Source organism: Streptomyces asiaticus (assembly GCF_018138715.1).
GTDB lineage: Bacteria > Actinomycetota > Actinomycetes > Streptomycetales > Streptomycetaceae > Streptomyces > Streptomyces asiaticus.
Genome location: NZ_JAGSHX010000006.1, coordinates 1,260,884 through 1,274,539 on the forward strand (window position 1 = coordinate 1,260,884; position 13,656 = coordinate 1,274,539).

The window sequence follows — 13,656 nt, forward strand, 5'->3', positions numbered from 1 at the left end:
CCCGCCACTCCGCTTGCCTCTCGACCGCCAAGCCGGGCATGACGAGGGCATGGGGCGGCATGGCGGAGGGCGGGGACCCGCGGTTGCGCGTCCCCGCCCTCCGGCGGTCCTCCTGACCCGGTGTACGGGCCCGTAAGCCCGGCTCAGACCGTGATCAGGACCTCGCTCAGACCGTGATCAGGGCCTCCAGCGGGGCGCTGTCGAGCGAGCCCAGCAGCCGGTCGCGGCCCTCGAGGAAGCCGAGCTCCAGCAGCACGGCGACCCCGGCGATCCGGGCGCCGGCCCGCCGGATGAGCCGCAGGGACGCCTCGGCGGTGCCGCCGGTGGCCAGCACGTCGTCGATCACCAGCACCCGGTCGCCGGGCTCCAGCGCGTCGGCGTGTATCTCGATCTCGGCCGTGCCGTACTCCAGCTCGTACGCCTGGGCGAGCGTCGCTCCGGGGAGCTTGCCGGCCTTGCGAACCGGTACGAAGCCGATTCCGGCGCGGACGGCGGCCGGGGCGGCGAGGATGAAGCCGCGCGCCTCCAGGCCCACCACCTTGTCCGCCCGGTGCCGCAGGCACAGCTCGGCGAGCGCCTCGGTGAGCGCGCCGAAGGCCGCGGCGTCGGCGAGCAGCGGGGTGATGTCCTTGAACATCACGCCGGGCTTGGGGTAGTCCGGCACGTCCTGGATGCGGCTGAGCAGCAGCGTGCGCAGCTCCTCGGCGGAGGCTCCGCCGAATCCGTCCGGGCTGCCCGGCGTGGTCTCCGTCGTCTCCGTCATCTCTCAGACTCCCCCGCTCAACGCCGCTTGCCGGACGGCCGGCCGCGCCCCCGGTTGCGGGAGGCGGGCTGGCGGCGCTGGCCGGCGACCCCGGCGGGGGCCGCGGCGGCGTCCTCCAGGGCCGGGGCGTCGTCCTCCTCGGAGGCCGGGTCGGCCGGCTCGGCCTTGGCGGCCGCGGCGCGCTTGGCCTTCACCCGCTTGGCCAGGGACTTCATCCTCGGGTCGCGCTCCTTCAGATCGGCGACCAGCGGGGTCGCGATGAAGATCGAGGAGTACGCACCGGCGGCGAGGCCGACGAAGAGCGCCAGGGAGATGTCGTTGAGCATGCCCGCGCCGAGCAGACCGCCGCCGATGAACAGCAGCGCGCCGACCGGCAGCAGCGCCACGACCGTGGTGTTGATGGACCGCACCAGGGTCGAGTTGAGGCTGCGGTTGGCGATCTCGCTGTAGGTGAAGCGGGTCTGCTTGGTGATGTCCTTCGACGCTTCCTTGAGACCGTCGAAGACCACGACGGTGTCGTAGAGCGAATAACCGAGGATCGTCAGCAGACCGATCACGGTGCCCGGGGTGACCTCGAAGCCGACCAGCGCGTAGACACCGACCGTGATGGTGAGGTCGTGGATCAGCGCGACCAGGGCGGCCAGCGCCATCCGCCATTCGAAGGCGATGGCGAGATAGATCACCACCAGCACCATGAAGATCGCCAGACCCTGCCAGGCCTTGCTGGCGATCTGCTCGCCCCAGCTCGGGCCGACCAGCTGGGTGTCGATCTTGTTGGTCTTGACGCCCAGCTCCTTGGCGAGCTTCTCCTGGACCGGCAGCGCCTCCTTGGTGCCCAGCTCGCTGATCTGGATCCGCAGCCCGCCGCGGCCGAGCTCCTGGACGACGACGGTGTGGCCGCCGGAGGCGTCCTCGGCGGCCTGGCGCACATCGGTGCTGGAGACCTTGGTGTTGGGGGTCGTGAAGACCGCGCCGCCGGAGAACTCGATGCCCATGTTCAGGCCGCGCACCGCCAGGCCCACGACGGCCGTGATGGTGATCAGTATCGAGATGCCGTACCAGATCTTCCGCTTGCCGACGAAGTCGTAACCGACCTCGCCTCGGTAGAGCCTGGCGCCGAGAGTGCCGAGTCGCGACATCTCACGCCTCCTTCGTGTCGGCGGGGCCGGGGCGGGCGGAACGGCGGCGGCGCAGCGGCGGCGTGGCCCCGAGGCGCTTGGGGTCGAGGCCGGACCACGAGTGGCCGTTCCCGAAGAACGGGCGGCGGGCGAGGATCGTCATCAGCGGCTTGGTGAAGAGGAACACCACGGCGACGTCGAGCAGCGTGGTCAGACCCAGGGTGAAGGCGAAGCCCTGCACCTTGCCGACGGTGACGATGTAGAGCACCGCGGCGGCCAGGAAGGACACGAAGTCGGACACCAGGATGGTGCGCCGGGCCCGCGGCCAGCCGCGCTCGACGGCGGGGCGCAGCGAGCGGCCCTCCCGGATCTCGTCGCGGATCCGTTCGAAGTAGACGATGAACGAGTCGGCGGTGATACCGATGGCCACGATCGCGCCGCAGACCGCCGGGAGGTTCAGCGCGAAGCCGATGCCCGGGCCGAGCAGCACCATGATCGTGTACGTCAGGATCGCGGAGACGCCGAGGCTGGCCATGGCCACGAGGGCGAGACCGCGGTAGTAGACGACCAGGTAGATCACGACGAGCGCCATGCCGATGGCACCGGCGATCAGACCGGCGTCCAGCTGCTCACCGCCGAGCGCGGCGGAGACGGTGGTCTCGTCGGCGATGTCGAAGGACAGCGGGAGGGCGCCGAAGGACAGCACGTTGGCCAGGTCCTCGGAGCTCTGCTGGGTGAAACCGCCGGAGATGGTGGCCCGGCCGCCGGTGATGGCGCCCTGGGTGACCTCGGGGTCGGAGACGACCTCGCCGTCCAGGACGATCGCGAACCGGTTCTGCGGGGACTGCTGCTTGGTCAGCTCGCCGGTGGTCTTGGCGAACTTCTTGGAGCCCTTGCCGTTGAAGTCGAGCTGAACGATCCAGCCCGCCCCGTTCTGGCTCTCGAAGACCGACGAGGCGTCGTCCACGTCGGTGCCCTCGACCTCGGAGGGGCCGAGGACGAACTTGGCGTCGCCCTTCTGGCTACAGGCCAGCACCGAGTCGGTCGGCTTGGCGTTGGCCGCCTTCTCGGCCGCCGCGGCGCGTCCGGCCGGCTTGGTGCAGTCCAGCTTCGCGAACTGCTTGGCCAGCTCTTCCTGGGCGCTGGAGCCCGAGGGGCTCTTGGACGGGTCGGGCTTCGGGGTCTTCGACGGCGAGGGGCTCCCACTGGGCTTATCGTCGGCCTTCAGGCCCTTGGAGAGGGCCCGCCCCTGGGTGCTGGGGCTGGCGGAGGAGGACGAGGAGGCCGATGACGAGGCCGACGGGGTGCCGGACGGCTTGCCGCCCTTGTCCTGCCCCTTGCCGCTGGCGCTGGCGGACGGGCTGGGGGTGGAGTTGGGCTTCTCGGGGGTCTTCTGGCCGCTGGTGGTCGTGACCACCGGCCGGAAGTAGAGCTGGGCGGTGGTGCCGACCTGCTGCCGGGCCTGCTTCGCGTTCGTCCCCTTGGGGATGTTCACGATGATGTGCTTCTCGCCCTGCGTCTGGACCTCGGCCTCGGACACACCCAGACCGTTGACCCGCCGCTCGATGATCCCCACGGCGGTGTTCATGTTGTCCGTGTTGATCGCGTTGGGCTTGCCCGGCTGGTTCTTGGCCTCCAGCGTGAAGCTGGTGCCGCCCGCGAGATCGATACCCAGTCGCGGCGTGGTGTGACCGGAGACGAACATGCCTCCGGTCAGCGCCGCGATGGCGATCAGGATGACGGCCAAGGGGCGCCCTGGCCTGCCCTGTGACCCGGAGGACCTGCGGCCCTTCTTCGGTGCTGCCACCTTCTCGTATCTCCCTGTCCAACCGCCCCGCATCGGGTGCGCGCGGGGCGGCACGAAGTCTTGTGGGGACAAGCCCCCGCCGGAGCCTAGACCGTCCAGGGAACCGCGGCGCACCGATCGAGGGCGCGCCGCGGTTCCCGGGTGACGGACTTACTTCGCGTCGGTGCCGCCGTCCCGCTTGTCGTCCTCGGAGGCGCCCGCCGCGGCGGCGGCGTCGTCCTTGCCGAGGTCGATCTTCTTGACGTCCGTCTCCCCCGCCTTGTCGTCCGCCTCGTCGGCCTTCTCGGCCGCGTCGTCGGCCTCGTCGGCCTTGTCGGCCTTCTCGAGCCCGACCTTGTCGGCGGACGAGTCGGCGTCGGCCGCCTCGGTCAGCGAGGAGGCGTCGTCGGGAACGACAGGGGTGTCGTCGGCAGCGTCCTCGTCGGGGTCGATGCCGTGCACCACGCGGTTGTACTCGTCGTCCGGCAGGACGGCTCCCACCGCGTTCTTCGCGTAGATCGCGTGCACGCCGGGGGCCACCTCGAGGAGGACCGTGTCGTCGTGGACCTCCTTGACCGTCGCGTACATGCCGCCGATGGTCCGCACGCCGGAACCCGGCTGCATCTCATTGCGCATCGACTGGGCCTGGCGCTGCTTGTTCTTGGCCGAACGCGTCATCAGGAACATGGCCCCGATAAGCACGATGAACGGCAGGAGAGTCACGATATTCACGGGACGGAAATTCCTTCACACGACCGCGGGGAGCGGCCTGGTCTACGGGGGTGGGTATACCGCACAGTGAGCGGACGGCATACGGACGGCATCGGCGGAGTCTAAGCGAGCCCACGCCAATGGAACAACGCCCGGCGCGGTACCGGGGTTCCTGACCCCGCCATTATTGGTCCTCTACGCCATGATGCAGGGTAAGCGAGCGCTTATGCCTTGCCACGGCCCGTTCGGCCCGTCATGGCACGTCGTACGCCATCATGCCGCGTCCCCGGCTCGTCATGTCTCGAAGAGGCCCGCCTGACCGCCGGCGGCGGTCTGCGGCGGTGGGGTGAGCCCCATATGCGCCCAGGCCGCCGGGGTGCCGATCCGCCCCCGGGGGGTACGGGCCAGCAGCCCCTCCCGGACCAGGAAGGGCTCGGCGACCTCCTCCACCGTCTCACGCTCCTCCCCCACCGCGACCGCCAGGGTCGACAGGCCCACCGGGCCACCGCCGAACAGCTTGAGCAGGGCGCTGAGCACCGCCCGGTCCAGCCGGTCCAGGCCGCGCTCGTCCACGTCGTAGACGGCCAGGGCGCTGGCGGCAATCTCGCGGGTGATCAGGCCGTCCGCCTTGACCTGGGCGTAGTCGCGCACCCGGCGCAGCAGACGGTTGGCGATCCGGGGGGTGCCGCGGGAGCGGCCCGCGATCTCGGACGCGCCCTCGGGCTCGATGGTCACGTCGAGCAGCCCGGCGGAGCGGTGAATGACCCGCTCCAGCTCGGCCGGGGCGTAGAACTCCATATGGCCGGTGAAGCCGAAGCGGTCGCGCAGCGGGGGCGGCAGCAGCCCGGCCCGGGTGGTGGCTCCGACCAGCGTGAACGGCGGCAGCTCCAGCGGGATGGCGGTGGCCCCGGGCCCCTTGCCGACGATGACGTCGACGCGGAAGTCCTCCATCGCCATGTAGAGCATCTCCTCGGCGGGCCGGGACATCCGGTGGATCTCGTCGAGGAAGAGCACCTCGCCCTCGGTGAGGGAGGAGAGGATCGCGGCCAGGTCGCCGGCGTGCTGGATGGCGGGTCCTGAGGTGATCCGGATCGGGGCGCCCATCTCGGCGGCGATGATCATGGAGAGGGTGGTCTTGCCCAGTCCGGGCGCGCCGGAGAGCAGTACGTGGTCGGCGGTGCCGCCGCGCTGCCGGGCCGCCTTGAGCACCAGGTCCAGCTGCTCGCGGACCCGCTCCTGCCCGACGAACTCGCCGAGGTCCTTGGGGCGCAGCGCGGCCTCCACCGCCTGGTCGTCGCCGTCGGCGTCGGCGCCCACCAGCCGGCCGCCCGCGCCGGACGGGGCGTCGTCGGCGGTGGCCGGTGGGGTCTCGTCCCAGTTCACTGCGTTTCGCCTCGCGATGTCGTCTTCGGTGGTGCCGCCGGTCGCGGCCTGCCGCGGCCGCGGTGGCTCACCGTGTGCGGTTCAGGGTCTGGAGGGCGGCCCGCAGCAGCTGTGCCACCTGGGGCGTACCGCCCGCGGCCATCGCCTCCTCGGCCCGCGGGGTGACGGCGGCCACCGCCTCGTCGGCCTCCCGGGTGGCGTAGCCGAGGCCGACCAGCGCGGTGTGCAGCTGGTCGCTCCAGCCGGGGGCGGCCGCCGAGCGGGCGCCGGGCACGGCGGAGCCGCCGAGCGGCTCGCCGAGCCGGTCCTTGAGCTCGAGCAGCAGCCGCTGCGCCCCCTTCTTGCCGATGCCGGGGACGGCGGTGAGCGCCTTCTCGTCCCCGGTGGACACCGCGAGCCGCAGCGCGTCCGGGGAGTGCACGGCCAGCATGGCCTGGGCCAGCCGGGGGCCGACCCCGCTGGCGGTCTGGAGCAGCTCGAAGACCTGGCGCTCGTCGTCGTCGGCGAAGCCGTAGAGGGTCAGCGAGTCCTCGCGGACGACGAGGGAGGTGGCCAGCCGGGCCTGCTGGCCGACGCGCAGCCCGGCCAGGGTGGCCGGGGTGCACTGGACCGCCATCCCGACCCCGCCGACTTCGATCACGGCGGTGTCCGGGGCGACGGCCGCCACCGGACCGGAGACGAACGCGATCATGAGGTACGGCCTTTCGTGGTGCGCGCGCCGCCCGGGGTGCGGGCGGGGGTCGTCGGACGGGCGGGGCTCGAGGGGGGAGCGGGACTCGGGGTGCGGGCGGGGCTGGTGGTGCGGTGGGCGGCGACGGCCTGCTGGAGGCGGTTGGCCGCGGGGGCCCGCCAGATGTGGCAGATGGCGAGCGCCAGCGCGTCGGCGGCGTCGGCCGGTTTGGGCGGTGCGTCCAGCCGCAGCAGCCGGGTCACCATCGAGCCGACCTGCGCCTTGTCGGCGCGCCCGGATCCGGTGACGGCCGCCTTGACCTCGCTGGGGGTGTGCAGCGCGACCGGCAGCCCGCGGCGGGCCGCGCACAGCATGGCGACGGCGCTGGCCTGGGCGGTGCCCATGACGGTGCGGACGTTGTGCTGGCTGAACACCCGCTCCACGGCGACGAATTCCGGTCGGTGGGCGTCCAGCCACTCCTCGATGCCGCGCTCGATGAGGACGAGCCGGTCGGCGGCCGCGGCGTCCGCCCCGGTCCGTATGACGCCGACGCCGAGCATCCGCAGCGGGCGGCCCGCGACCCCCTCGACCACGCCGACGCCGCACCGGGTCAGCCCCGGGTCCACGCCCAGCACACGCACCGCGCCCCTCCCCTCACCGCGCTTCGGTCACCTGTTCTTGCAGGCTAGCGGCTGCCGCCGACAACACCCGCGGACAACGCCGACGGGCCGGTGGGGTGCTGCCCCGCCGGCCCGTCCCTTTCGTCGACCGCCGTGCCGATCCGCCGTCAGGCGTCCACCTTGGCCATGACCTCGTCGGAGACGTCGAAGTTGGCGAAGACGTTCTGCACGTCGTCGCTGTCCTCGAGAGCGTCGATCAGCTTGAAGATCTTGCGCGCGGCGTCTTCCTCGAGCTGGACCTGCATCGTGGGCACGAAGTTGGCATCGGCCGAGTCGTAGTCGATGCCCGCCTCCTGGAGGGCGGTGCGGACCGCGACCAGGTCGGTGGCCTCGCTGATGACCTCGAAGGACTCACCGAGGTCGTTGACCTCCTCGGCGCCCGCGTCCAGGACCGCGCCCAGCACGTCGTCCTCGGTGAGCTCGCCCTTGGGGACGATGACGACGCCCTTACGGTTGAACAGGTACGACACGGAGCCCGGGTCGGCCATCGAGCCGCCGTTGCGCGTCATGGCGACGCGGACGTCGGAGGCCGCGCGGTTGCGGTTGTCGGTCAGACACTCGATGAGGACGGCCACGCCGTTGGGGCCGTAGCCCTCGTACATGATCGTCTCGTACTCGGCGCCACCGGCCTCCAGACCGGCACCACGCTTGACCGCGCTGTCGATGTTCTTGTTCGGAACCGACTGCTTCTTCGCCTTCTGGATGGCGTCGAAGAGCGTCGGGTTGCCCTCCGGGTCGGCACCGCCCATCCGGGCCGCGACCTCGACGTTCTTGATCAGCTTCGCGAAGAGCTTGCCGCGCTTGGCATCGATCACGGCCTTCTTGTGCTTCGTCGTAGCCCATTTAGAGTGGCCGGACATCCGCCTGTCTCCTTCGCGTAACCCATTGCTGTACGAACGCCTGAGATCCTACCGGGATCGGCTCAGCCTGCGGCGAGGTCTCCCGCCACCACCCTCAACCGAGCGCTACGCGCGCCGCCCCCTCCCGCCTCCCGCCACCACCCTCAACGGAGCGCTACGCGCGCCGCACCATGTCCACGAAGAGCCGGTGGACCCGGTGGTCCCCGGTCAGCTCGGGGTGGAACGAGGTCGCCAGGACGTTGCCCTGCCGGACGGCGACGGTGTGCCCGTCGAACGTCGCGAGCACCTCGGCGCCGCCGCCCACGGACTCGACCCACGGCGCGCGGATGAAGACCCCCTCGACCGGGCCGTCCTCGATGCCCTGGATGTCGACCTCGGCCTCGAAGGACTCGTTCTGACGGCCGAAGGCGTTACGGCGCACGATCATGTCGATGCCGCCGATGGTCTCCTGGTCGTCCCGGCCGTCGAGGATCTTGTCCGCGAGCATGATCATGCCCGCGCACGTACCGTACACCGGCATCCCGGCCCGGACCCGCTCGCGCAGCGGCTCCAGCAGCCCGAAGATGATCGCCAGCTTGGACATGGTGGTCGACTCGCCCCCGGGGATCACCAGGGCCGCGACCTCGGCGAGCTCCTCGGGCCTGCGGACCTGCCGGGGGGTGGCCCCGGCCGCGGTGAGCGCGGCGAGATGCTCGCGGACATCGCCCTGGAGGGCGAGCACACCGATCACGGGGGCGTCGGCGGTGGACGTAGCCGGTATGGACGACGTAGTCACGGAAGCGAAGACCTCTCGAACCTCAGGGGCACCACGCGCCGGGCCGGCGGGCCGGGGCGCGTGGTGCCATGTGGTGCCGTACGGACGCCGGTTACCAGCCGCGGCTGGCGTAGCGCTCGGACTCGGGGAGGGTGTCGCAGTTGATGCCGACCATGGCCTCGCCGAGGTTCCGGGACGCCTCCGCGATGACCTTGGGGTCGTCGTAGAAGGTGGTGGCCTTCACGATCGCGGCGGCGCGCTTGGCCGGGTCGCCCGACTTGAAGATGCCGGAGCCCACGAACACGCCCTCGGCGCCGAGCTGGCGCATCAGCGCGGCGTCGGCCGGGGTGGCGACGCCACCGGCGGAGAACAGCACCACCGGCAGCTTGCCGGTCTGCGCGATCTCGGCGACCAGCTCGTAGGGGGCGCGGATCTCCTTGGCGGCCGCGTAGAGCTCATGGTTGTCCAGGCCGCGCAGCCGGGCGATCTCGCCCTTGATCTGACGCAGGTGGCGCACGGCCTCGACGACATTGCCGGTACCGGCCTCGCCCTTGGAGCGGATCATGGCCGCACCCTCGGCGATCCGGCGCAGCGCCTCGCCCAGGTTGGTGGCTCCGCAGACGAACGGGGTGGTGAAGGACCACTTGTCGCTGTGGTTGACCTCGTCGGCGGGGGTGAGCACCTCGGACTCGTCGATGTAGTCGACGCCGAGCGACTGGAGCACCTGCGCCTCGACGAAGTGGCCGATCCGCGACTTGGCCATCACCGGGATGGAGACGGCGTTGATGATGCCCTCGATCATGTCCGGGTCGGACATCCGGGCCACTCCGCCGTCCTTACGGATGTCGGCCGGCACCCGCTCGAGGGCCATGACCGCGACGGCTCCGGCATCCTCGGCGATCTTGGCCTGCTCGGGGGTGACGACATCCATGATCACGCCACCCTTGAGCTGCTCGGCCATACCGCGCTTGACGCGGGCGGTGCCGGTCGCGGGGGCGTCGGAGTTGGACGTGCTGGCGGGCGTGATGGACACGGTTTGACCTCACTCGATAATGAAAAGTGCGATGAGCCCATCGTAGGGCCGTTCGATACCGGTACATGACCCGGCCATCTGGTCCAGGTCGTGAGCGTGTGTGTTACACGAATGACAAAACCGCGTCGGGGCGGGGATCGACAAGGGCCAATCAAAGGCCGGTGGCTCGAAGCGACCGGTTAATCCTCGGTATGCGTAGGGCGGTCCGCGCCTCGGCACAGACGCGCGCCCCTCGGCGCGGGGCCCCTCAGCGCTCGGCCTCCTCGGTGCCCGGCACCCGCCCGAGCGCCGCCGGTGGCTCGTCGTCCATCTCGAAGGCGAGCGGGAACGGAGCGTGGCCCGCCAGCCGGAACCAGCGCACCATCCGATGGCGGCGCAGCGCCCGCGCCGCGCGCACCGCGTCGTTGTGGAACCGCCGGGCCATCGGCACCCGCCTCACCGACTCCGTGAGCTCCCCCAGCGCCTCCTCGCCGCCCGGCGCCTCCCGTACCGCCTCGGCCTGGGCGCTGTCCTCGAAGACGGCCCGCAGCGCCTGGCTCAGCTCGCTCTCGGCGACCTCGCGGTGCTCCTCCTCGGCCTGCCGGGCGGCGTGCGCGGCCTGGTACAGCACGATCGAGGCGGCGGGATCGAGCACTCCGGCGGTGCCCAGCTCCTGGGCGACGGAGGCACGCCGCAGCAGCTGCGCGTCCAGCGCGGCCCGCGCCGCGTCCAGACGGCTGTGCAGCCGGTCGAGGCGTCCCGCGGTCCAGCTCAGGTAGACGGCGATGACGACCAGTGCGACCGCGATCCAGATCAAGGTGCCCACGGCCCGCCACGCTACCGCCTGCGGCCCCCGGAGTCCGGGGCGGAGCCCTCAGCCGGGGCCACCGCGCGCGGCGCTGTGAGGCCCCTCAGGGCGGGTCCTGAGCAGGTCGGAGGAAGTCCGCTGCGGTTCGGGCAGCGCCCGAAGGGGCGCGGGGCTGTGGCAATGTGCGGCTCCGCCGCGGCTGTGTCGATATGCCGCTCCGCCGCGCGGGCGCGACCAGCCACGACGGCGCCGCAGTCGGCCGACGACGCATCGCGACACTTCCAGCGGAGCGCTCAGTCCCTCGCCAGCCCCAGCCGTGCCCACAGCCGCGTACGGTCGTCGGCGGCCACCGACGCCGCGCCGTCCGTCACCGTCTCGTAGACCGCGAGGATGTCCGCCCCCACCGTCGACCAGTCGAAGCGCCGTACGTGCCGGCTGCCCCGCTCCCGCAGCTCGGCCAGCCGCTTCTCGTCCCCCAGCAGCCGCACCGCGGCAGCGGCCAGGGCGTCCGCGTCCTCGTTGGCGAACAGCTCACCCGCCGCTCCCCCGTCCAGCACCTGGGCGAACGCGTCCAGATCGCTGGCGAGGACCGCGGCCCCCGCCGACATGGCCTCGACGAGGATGATGCCGAAGCTCTCGCCCCCCGTATTGGGCGCGATGTAGACATCGACGCTGCGCAGCAGCCGCGCCTTGTCCTCGTCGCTGACCATCCCCAGGAACTCCACGCGCTCCCGCAGCGGCACGGGCAGATCGGCCACGGCCTCCTTCTCGTCGCCGCGCCCGGCGATCAGCAGCCGCGCCCCCGGCCGGGACTCGAAGATCTTGGGCAGGGCACGCATCAGCACCGGCAGCCCCTTACGGGGCTCGTCGATCCGGCCGATGAAGCCGATCGTCTCCCCCTGCCACTCCTCCTTCGGCTCGGCGTCGGCGAAGAAGTCCACATCGACGCCGTTGGGAATGACCACCGCGTCCCCGCCCAGGTGCTCCACCAGCGTCCGGCGCGCGTACTCGCTCACCGCGATCCGCGCGCTGATCTTCTCCAGCGCCGGCTGGAGGATCGGATACGCGGCGATCATGGCCCGGGAGCGCGGGTTGGAGGTGTGGAACGTCGCGACGATCGGCCCCTGGGCCGCCCAGCAGGCCAGCAGCCCCAGCGAGGGCGAGGTGGGCTCGTGGATGTGGATGACGTCGAAGGCGCCGTCGTGCAGCCAGCGGCGCACCCGCGCGGCCGACAGGAACCCGAAGTTCAGCCGGGCCACCGAGCCGTTGTACGGCACCGGCACCGCACGCCCCGCGGAGACCACGTACGGCGGCAGCGGCGTCTCGTCGTCCGCCGGGGCCAGCACGGAGACCTGGTGGCCGCGCCGGATCAGATGGTCGGCCAGATCACGGATGTGGAACTGGACGCCGCCTGGGACATCCCAGGAGTACGGGCAGACGATCCCGATCCTCAAGGCTTCTCCCTTTCAGGGCGTCCAGGGCCGCCGGGGCCCTCGGGACTTCCAGCGCCGCCGGGACCGCGGTCCAGGTCCGCGAGCCACAGCCGCTGGAGCATGTGCCAGTCCTCCGGGTGCTCGGAGATCCCCGAGGCGAAGGCGTCGGCCACCTCCTGGGTCATGACGGCGATCCGCTCCGCGCGGTTCCCGTCCCCGGGCGACTCGACCGGTGGGTGAACCCGCCCCCGCATCACCGGCGACTCGTCGTACCAGAGGGTCACCGGCAGCAGCAGGGCGCCGGTCTGGAGGGCGAGCGCGGCGGGCCCGGCCGGCATCTTCGCCCGCTCGCCGAAGAACGACACCTCCACGCCCGAGGCCGACAGATCGCGGTCGGCCACCAGACACACCAGCCCGCCCGCGCGCAGCCGCCGCGCCAGCGTCCCGAAGGCGCTCCCGCCCTGGTGCGGCAGCACCTCCATGCCCAGCCCCTCGCGGTAGGCCACGAACCGGTCGTACAGCGACTCCGGCTTCAGCCGCTCCGCGACCGTGGTGAAGGGCACCCCCAGATGGGTGGTCACCCAGGCCCCGGCGAGGTCGTAGTTGCCCATGTGCGGCAGCGCCAGGATCACGCCCCGGCCCTCGGCGAGGCCGTCCACCAGATAGTGCACGTCCTTGACGTCGAAGCCGCCCCGTATCCGCTCCGGGCTCCACGCCGGAAGCCGGAAGGACTCCATCCAGTAGCGCAGGTACGAGCGCATGCCCGCCCGCGACAGCTCGGCCAGCCGCCGGGGCGAGGCGTCCGGCACCACGCGCGCCAGATTGGCCTCCAGGCGCAGCACGCCCTTGCCGCGCCGCTTCCACGTCTGATCGGCGATGCGCTGCCCGAGCGCCACAGCGACCGGCTCCGGGAGCTTCTTGACCACGCTCCAGCCGAGTCCGTACAGCGCGTCGGTCAGCCTCTCCTTCACCGCGCCTCGCCCCCCTGGGGCACCGTCCGCTCCCCGGCGTCCGCCTCGGCGGCCTCCCGGCGCACCGTCACCACCCGCTGGACGAGGGTCACCGCGCTGCCGACGGCCACGATCCACAGCGCGATCGGGAGCAGGATGTCGATATGCGGCACGCCGAACTTGTGCAGCCCCGAGAAGCCGCACGCCACCAGCGAGATCACCAGTCGCTCGGCGCGCTCCACCAGCCCGTTGACATTCACCGGCAGGCCGATGCTCTCGCCGCGGGCCTTGGTGTACGAGACCACCTGGCCGCTGGCGAGGCAGAAGATCGTCACCGCACACAGCACATTGTCGTCCCCGCGGCCCGCGTACCACAACGTCAGACCGCCGAAGATCGCGCCATCGGCCACCCGGTCCAGCGTGGAGTCGAGGAACGCCCCCCAGCGGCTGGAGCGCCCCAGTTGCCGCGCCATATTGCCGTCGACCAGGTCGGAGAAGACGAACAGCGTGATGACGACGGTGCCCCAGAAGAACTCCCCCCGGGGATAGAAGACCAGTGCGCCCGCGCACACGCCGGCGGTGCCGGTGAGGGTCACCGCGTCGGGGCTGACCCCGAGACGGATCAGCAGGGCGGCGAACGGTGTGAGAACACGCGTGAAGAATGCACGCGCGTACTTGTTCAGCATGGCCTTCCCGGGGGGTCGAAACGGGCCGGGTGGTCAAGAGGC

General features: G+C 71.6%; 14 protein-coding genes. All 14 read right to left on the bottom strand.

What is annotated here, in order from left to right; all coding sequences use genetic code 11:
* Nucleotides 1-166: 166 nt before the first annotated feature.
* The 14 genes from KHP12_RS12940 to pgsA all read right to left on the bottom strand — a co-directional run bounded on the left by KHP12_RS12940 (nt 167) and on the right by pgsA (nt 13,614).
* Nucleotides 167-763: an adenine phosphoribosyltransferase gene (locus KHP12_RS12940; protein WP_244203132.1), complete on the bottom strand. Its 597-nt coding sequence runs from the start codon at nt 761-763 to the stop codon at nt 167-169.
* A gap of 17 nt (nt 764-780) precedes the next feature.
* Complete coding sequence (secF, locus tag KHP12_RS12945; RefSeq protein WP_211832963.1) at nt 781-1,902, bottom strand: protein translocase subunit SecF; 1,122 nt, start codon at nt 1,900-1,902, stop codon at nt 781-783.
* Between the two features lies 1 nt (nt 1,903).
* Complete coding sequence (gene secD / locus KHP12_RS12950) at nt 1,904-3,688, bottom strand: protein translocase subunit SecD (protein WP_086884083.1); 1,785 nt, start codon at nt 3,686-3,688, stop codon at nt 1,904-1,906.
* 150 nt (nt 3,689-3,838) lie between these two features.
* Nucleotides 3,839-4,399: a preprotein translocase subunit YajC gene (gene yajC, locus KHP12_RS12955; RefSeq protein ID WP_211832964.1), complete on the bottom strand. Its 561-nt coding sequence runs from the start codon at nt 4,397-4,399 to the stop codon at nt 3,839-3,841.
* 273 nt (nt 4,400-4,672) lie between these two features.
* A complete protein-coding gene (gene ruvB, locus KHP12_RS12960) occupies nt 4,673-5,761 on the bottom strand; it encodes a Holliday junction branch migration DNA helicase RuvB (RefSeq protein WP_086884085.1) in 1,089 nt (362 codons plus the stop codon).
* 67 nt (nt 5,762-5,828) lie between these two features.
* Nucleotides 5,829-6,452 (bottom strand): Holliday junction branch migration protein RuvA, encoded by a 624-nt coding sequence (gene ruvA / locus KHP12_RS12965; RefSeq protein ID WP_138916583.1) that lies wholly within the window; start codon nt 6,450-6,452, stop codon nt 5,829-5,831.
* Nucleotides 6,449-7,072, bottom strand: a complete 624-nt coding sequence (ruvC, locus tag KHP12_RS12970; RefSeq protein WP_210610196.1) for a crossover junction endodeoxyribonuclease RuvC — start codon at nt 7,070-7,072, stop codon at nt 6,449-6,451. The genes ruvA and ruvC overlap by 4 nt, the downstream gene beginning before the upstream one ends.
* 146 nt (nt 7,073-7,218) lie before the next feature.
* On the bottom strand, nt 7,219-7,971 hold the full coding sequence (locus KHP12_RS12975; protein ID WP_037951606.1) for a YebC/PmpR family DNA-binding transcriptional regulator: 753 nt from the start codon (nt 7,969-7,971) through the stop codon (nt 7,219-7,221).
* Nucleotides 7,972-8,125: 154 nt separating this feature from the next.
* Nucleotides 8,126-8,746 (bottom strand): pyridoxal 5'-phosphate synthase glutaminase subunit PdxT, encoded by a 621-nt coding sequence (gene pdxT, locus KHP12_RS12980; RefSeq protein ID WP_244202645.1) that lies wholly within the window; start codon nt 8,744-8,746, stop codon nt 8,126-8,128.
* 91 nt (nt 8,747-8,837) lie between these two features.
* Nucleotides 8,838-9,758 carry a pyridoxal 5'-phosphate synthase lyase subunit PdxS gene (gene pdxS, locus KHP12_RS12985; protein ID WP_182469679.1) on the bottom strand — a complete coding sequence of 307 codons (921 nt, stop codon included), beginning with the start codon at nt 9,756-9,758 and terminating at the stop codon, nt 8,838-8,840.
* A 247-nt stretch (nt 9,759-10,005) separates the two neighbouring features.
* Nucleotides 10,006-10,563: a hypothetical protein gene (locus KHP12_RS12990; protein ID WP_086880728.1), complete on the bottom strand. Its 558-nt coding sequence runs from the start codon at nt 10,561-10,563 to the stop codon at nt 10,006-10,008.
* Between the two features lie 275 nt (nt 10,564-10,838).
* Nucleotides 10,839-11,999 carry a glycosyltransferase family 4 protein gene (locus KHP12_RS12995; RefSeq protein WP_086880727.1) on the bottom strand — a complete coding sequence of 387 codons (1,161 nt, stop codon included), beginning with the start codon at nt 11,997-11,999 and terminating at the stop codon, nt 10,839-10,841.
* Entirely contained in the window at nt 11,996-12,949 is a 954-nt protein-coding gene (locus tag KHP12_RS13000) for a phosphatidylinositol mannoside acyltransferase (RefSeq protein ID WP_086880726.1), read from the bottom strand. Before KHP12_RS13000 ends, KHP12_RS12995 begins: the two co-directional genes overlap by 4 nt.
* Nucleotides 12,946-13,614, bottom strand: a complete 669-nt coding sequence (pgsA, locus tag KHP12_RS13005) for a phosphatidylinositol phosphate synthase (RefSeq protein ID WP_020867095.1) — start codon at nt 13,612-13,614, stop codon at nt 12,946-12,948. The genes KHP12_RS13000 and pgsA overlap by 4 nt, the downstream gene beginning before the upstream one ends.
* Nucleotides 13,615-13,656 lie beyond the last annotated feature (42 nt).

Bases quoted from the DNA above. Each gene is read 5' to 3' on its own strand.
- KHP12_RS12940 (WP_244203132.1), bottom strand. From the start codon at position 763: ATGACGGAGACGACGGAGACCACGCCGGGCAGCCCGGACGGATTCGGC.
- secF (WP_211832963.1), bottom strand. From the start codon at position 1,902: ATGTCGCGACTCGGCACTCTCGGCGCCAGGCTCTACCGAGGCGAGGTC.
- ruvA (WP_138916583.1), bottom strand. From the start codon at position 6,452: ATGATCGCGTTCGTCTCCGGTCCGGTGGCGGCCGTCGCCCCGGACACC.
- KHP12_RS12975 (WP_037951606.1), bottom strand. From the start codon at position 7,971: ATGTCCGGCCACTCTAAATGGGCTACGACGAAGCACAAGAAGGCCGTG.
- pgsA (WP_020867095.1), bottom strand. From the start codon at position 13,614: ATGCTGAACAAGTACGCGCGTGCATTCTTCACGCGTGTTCTCACACCG.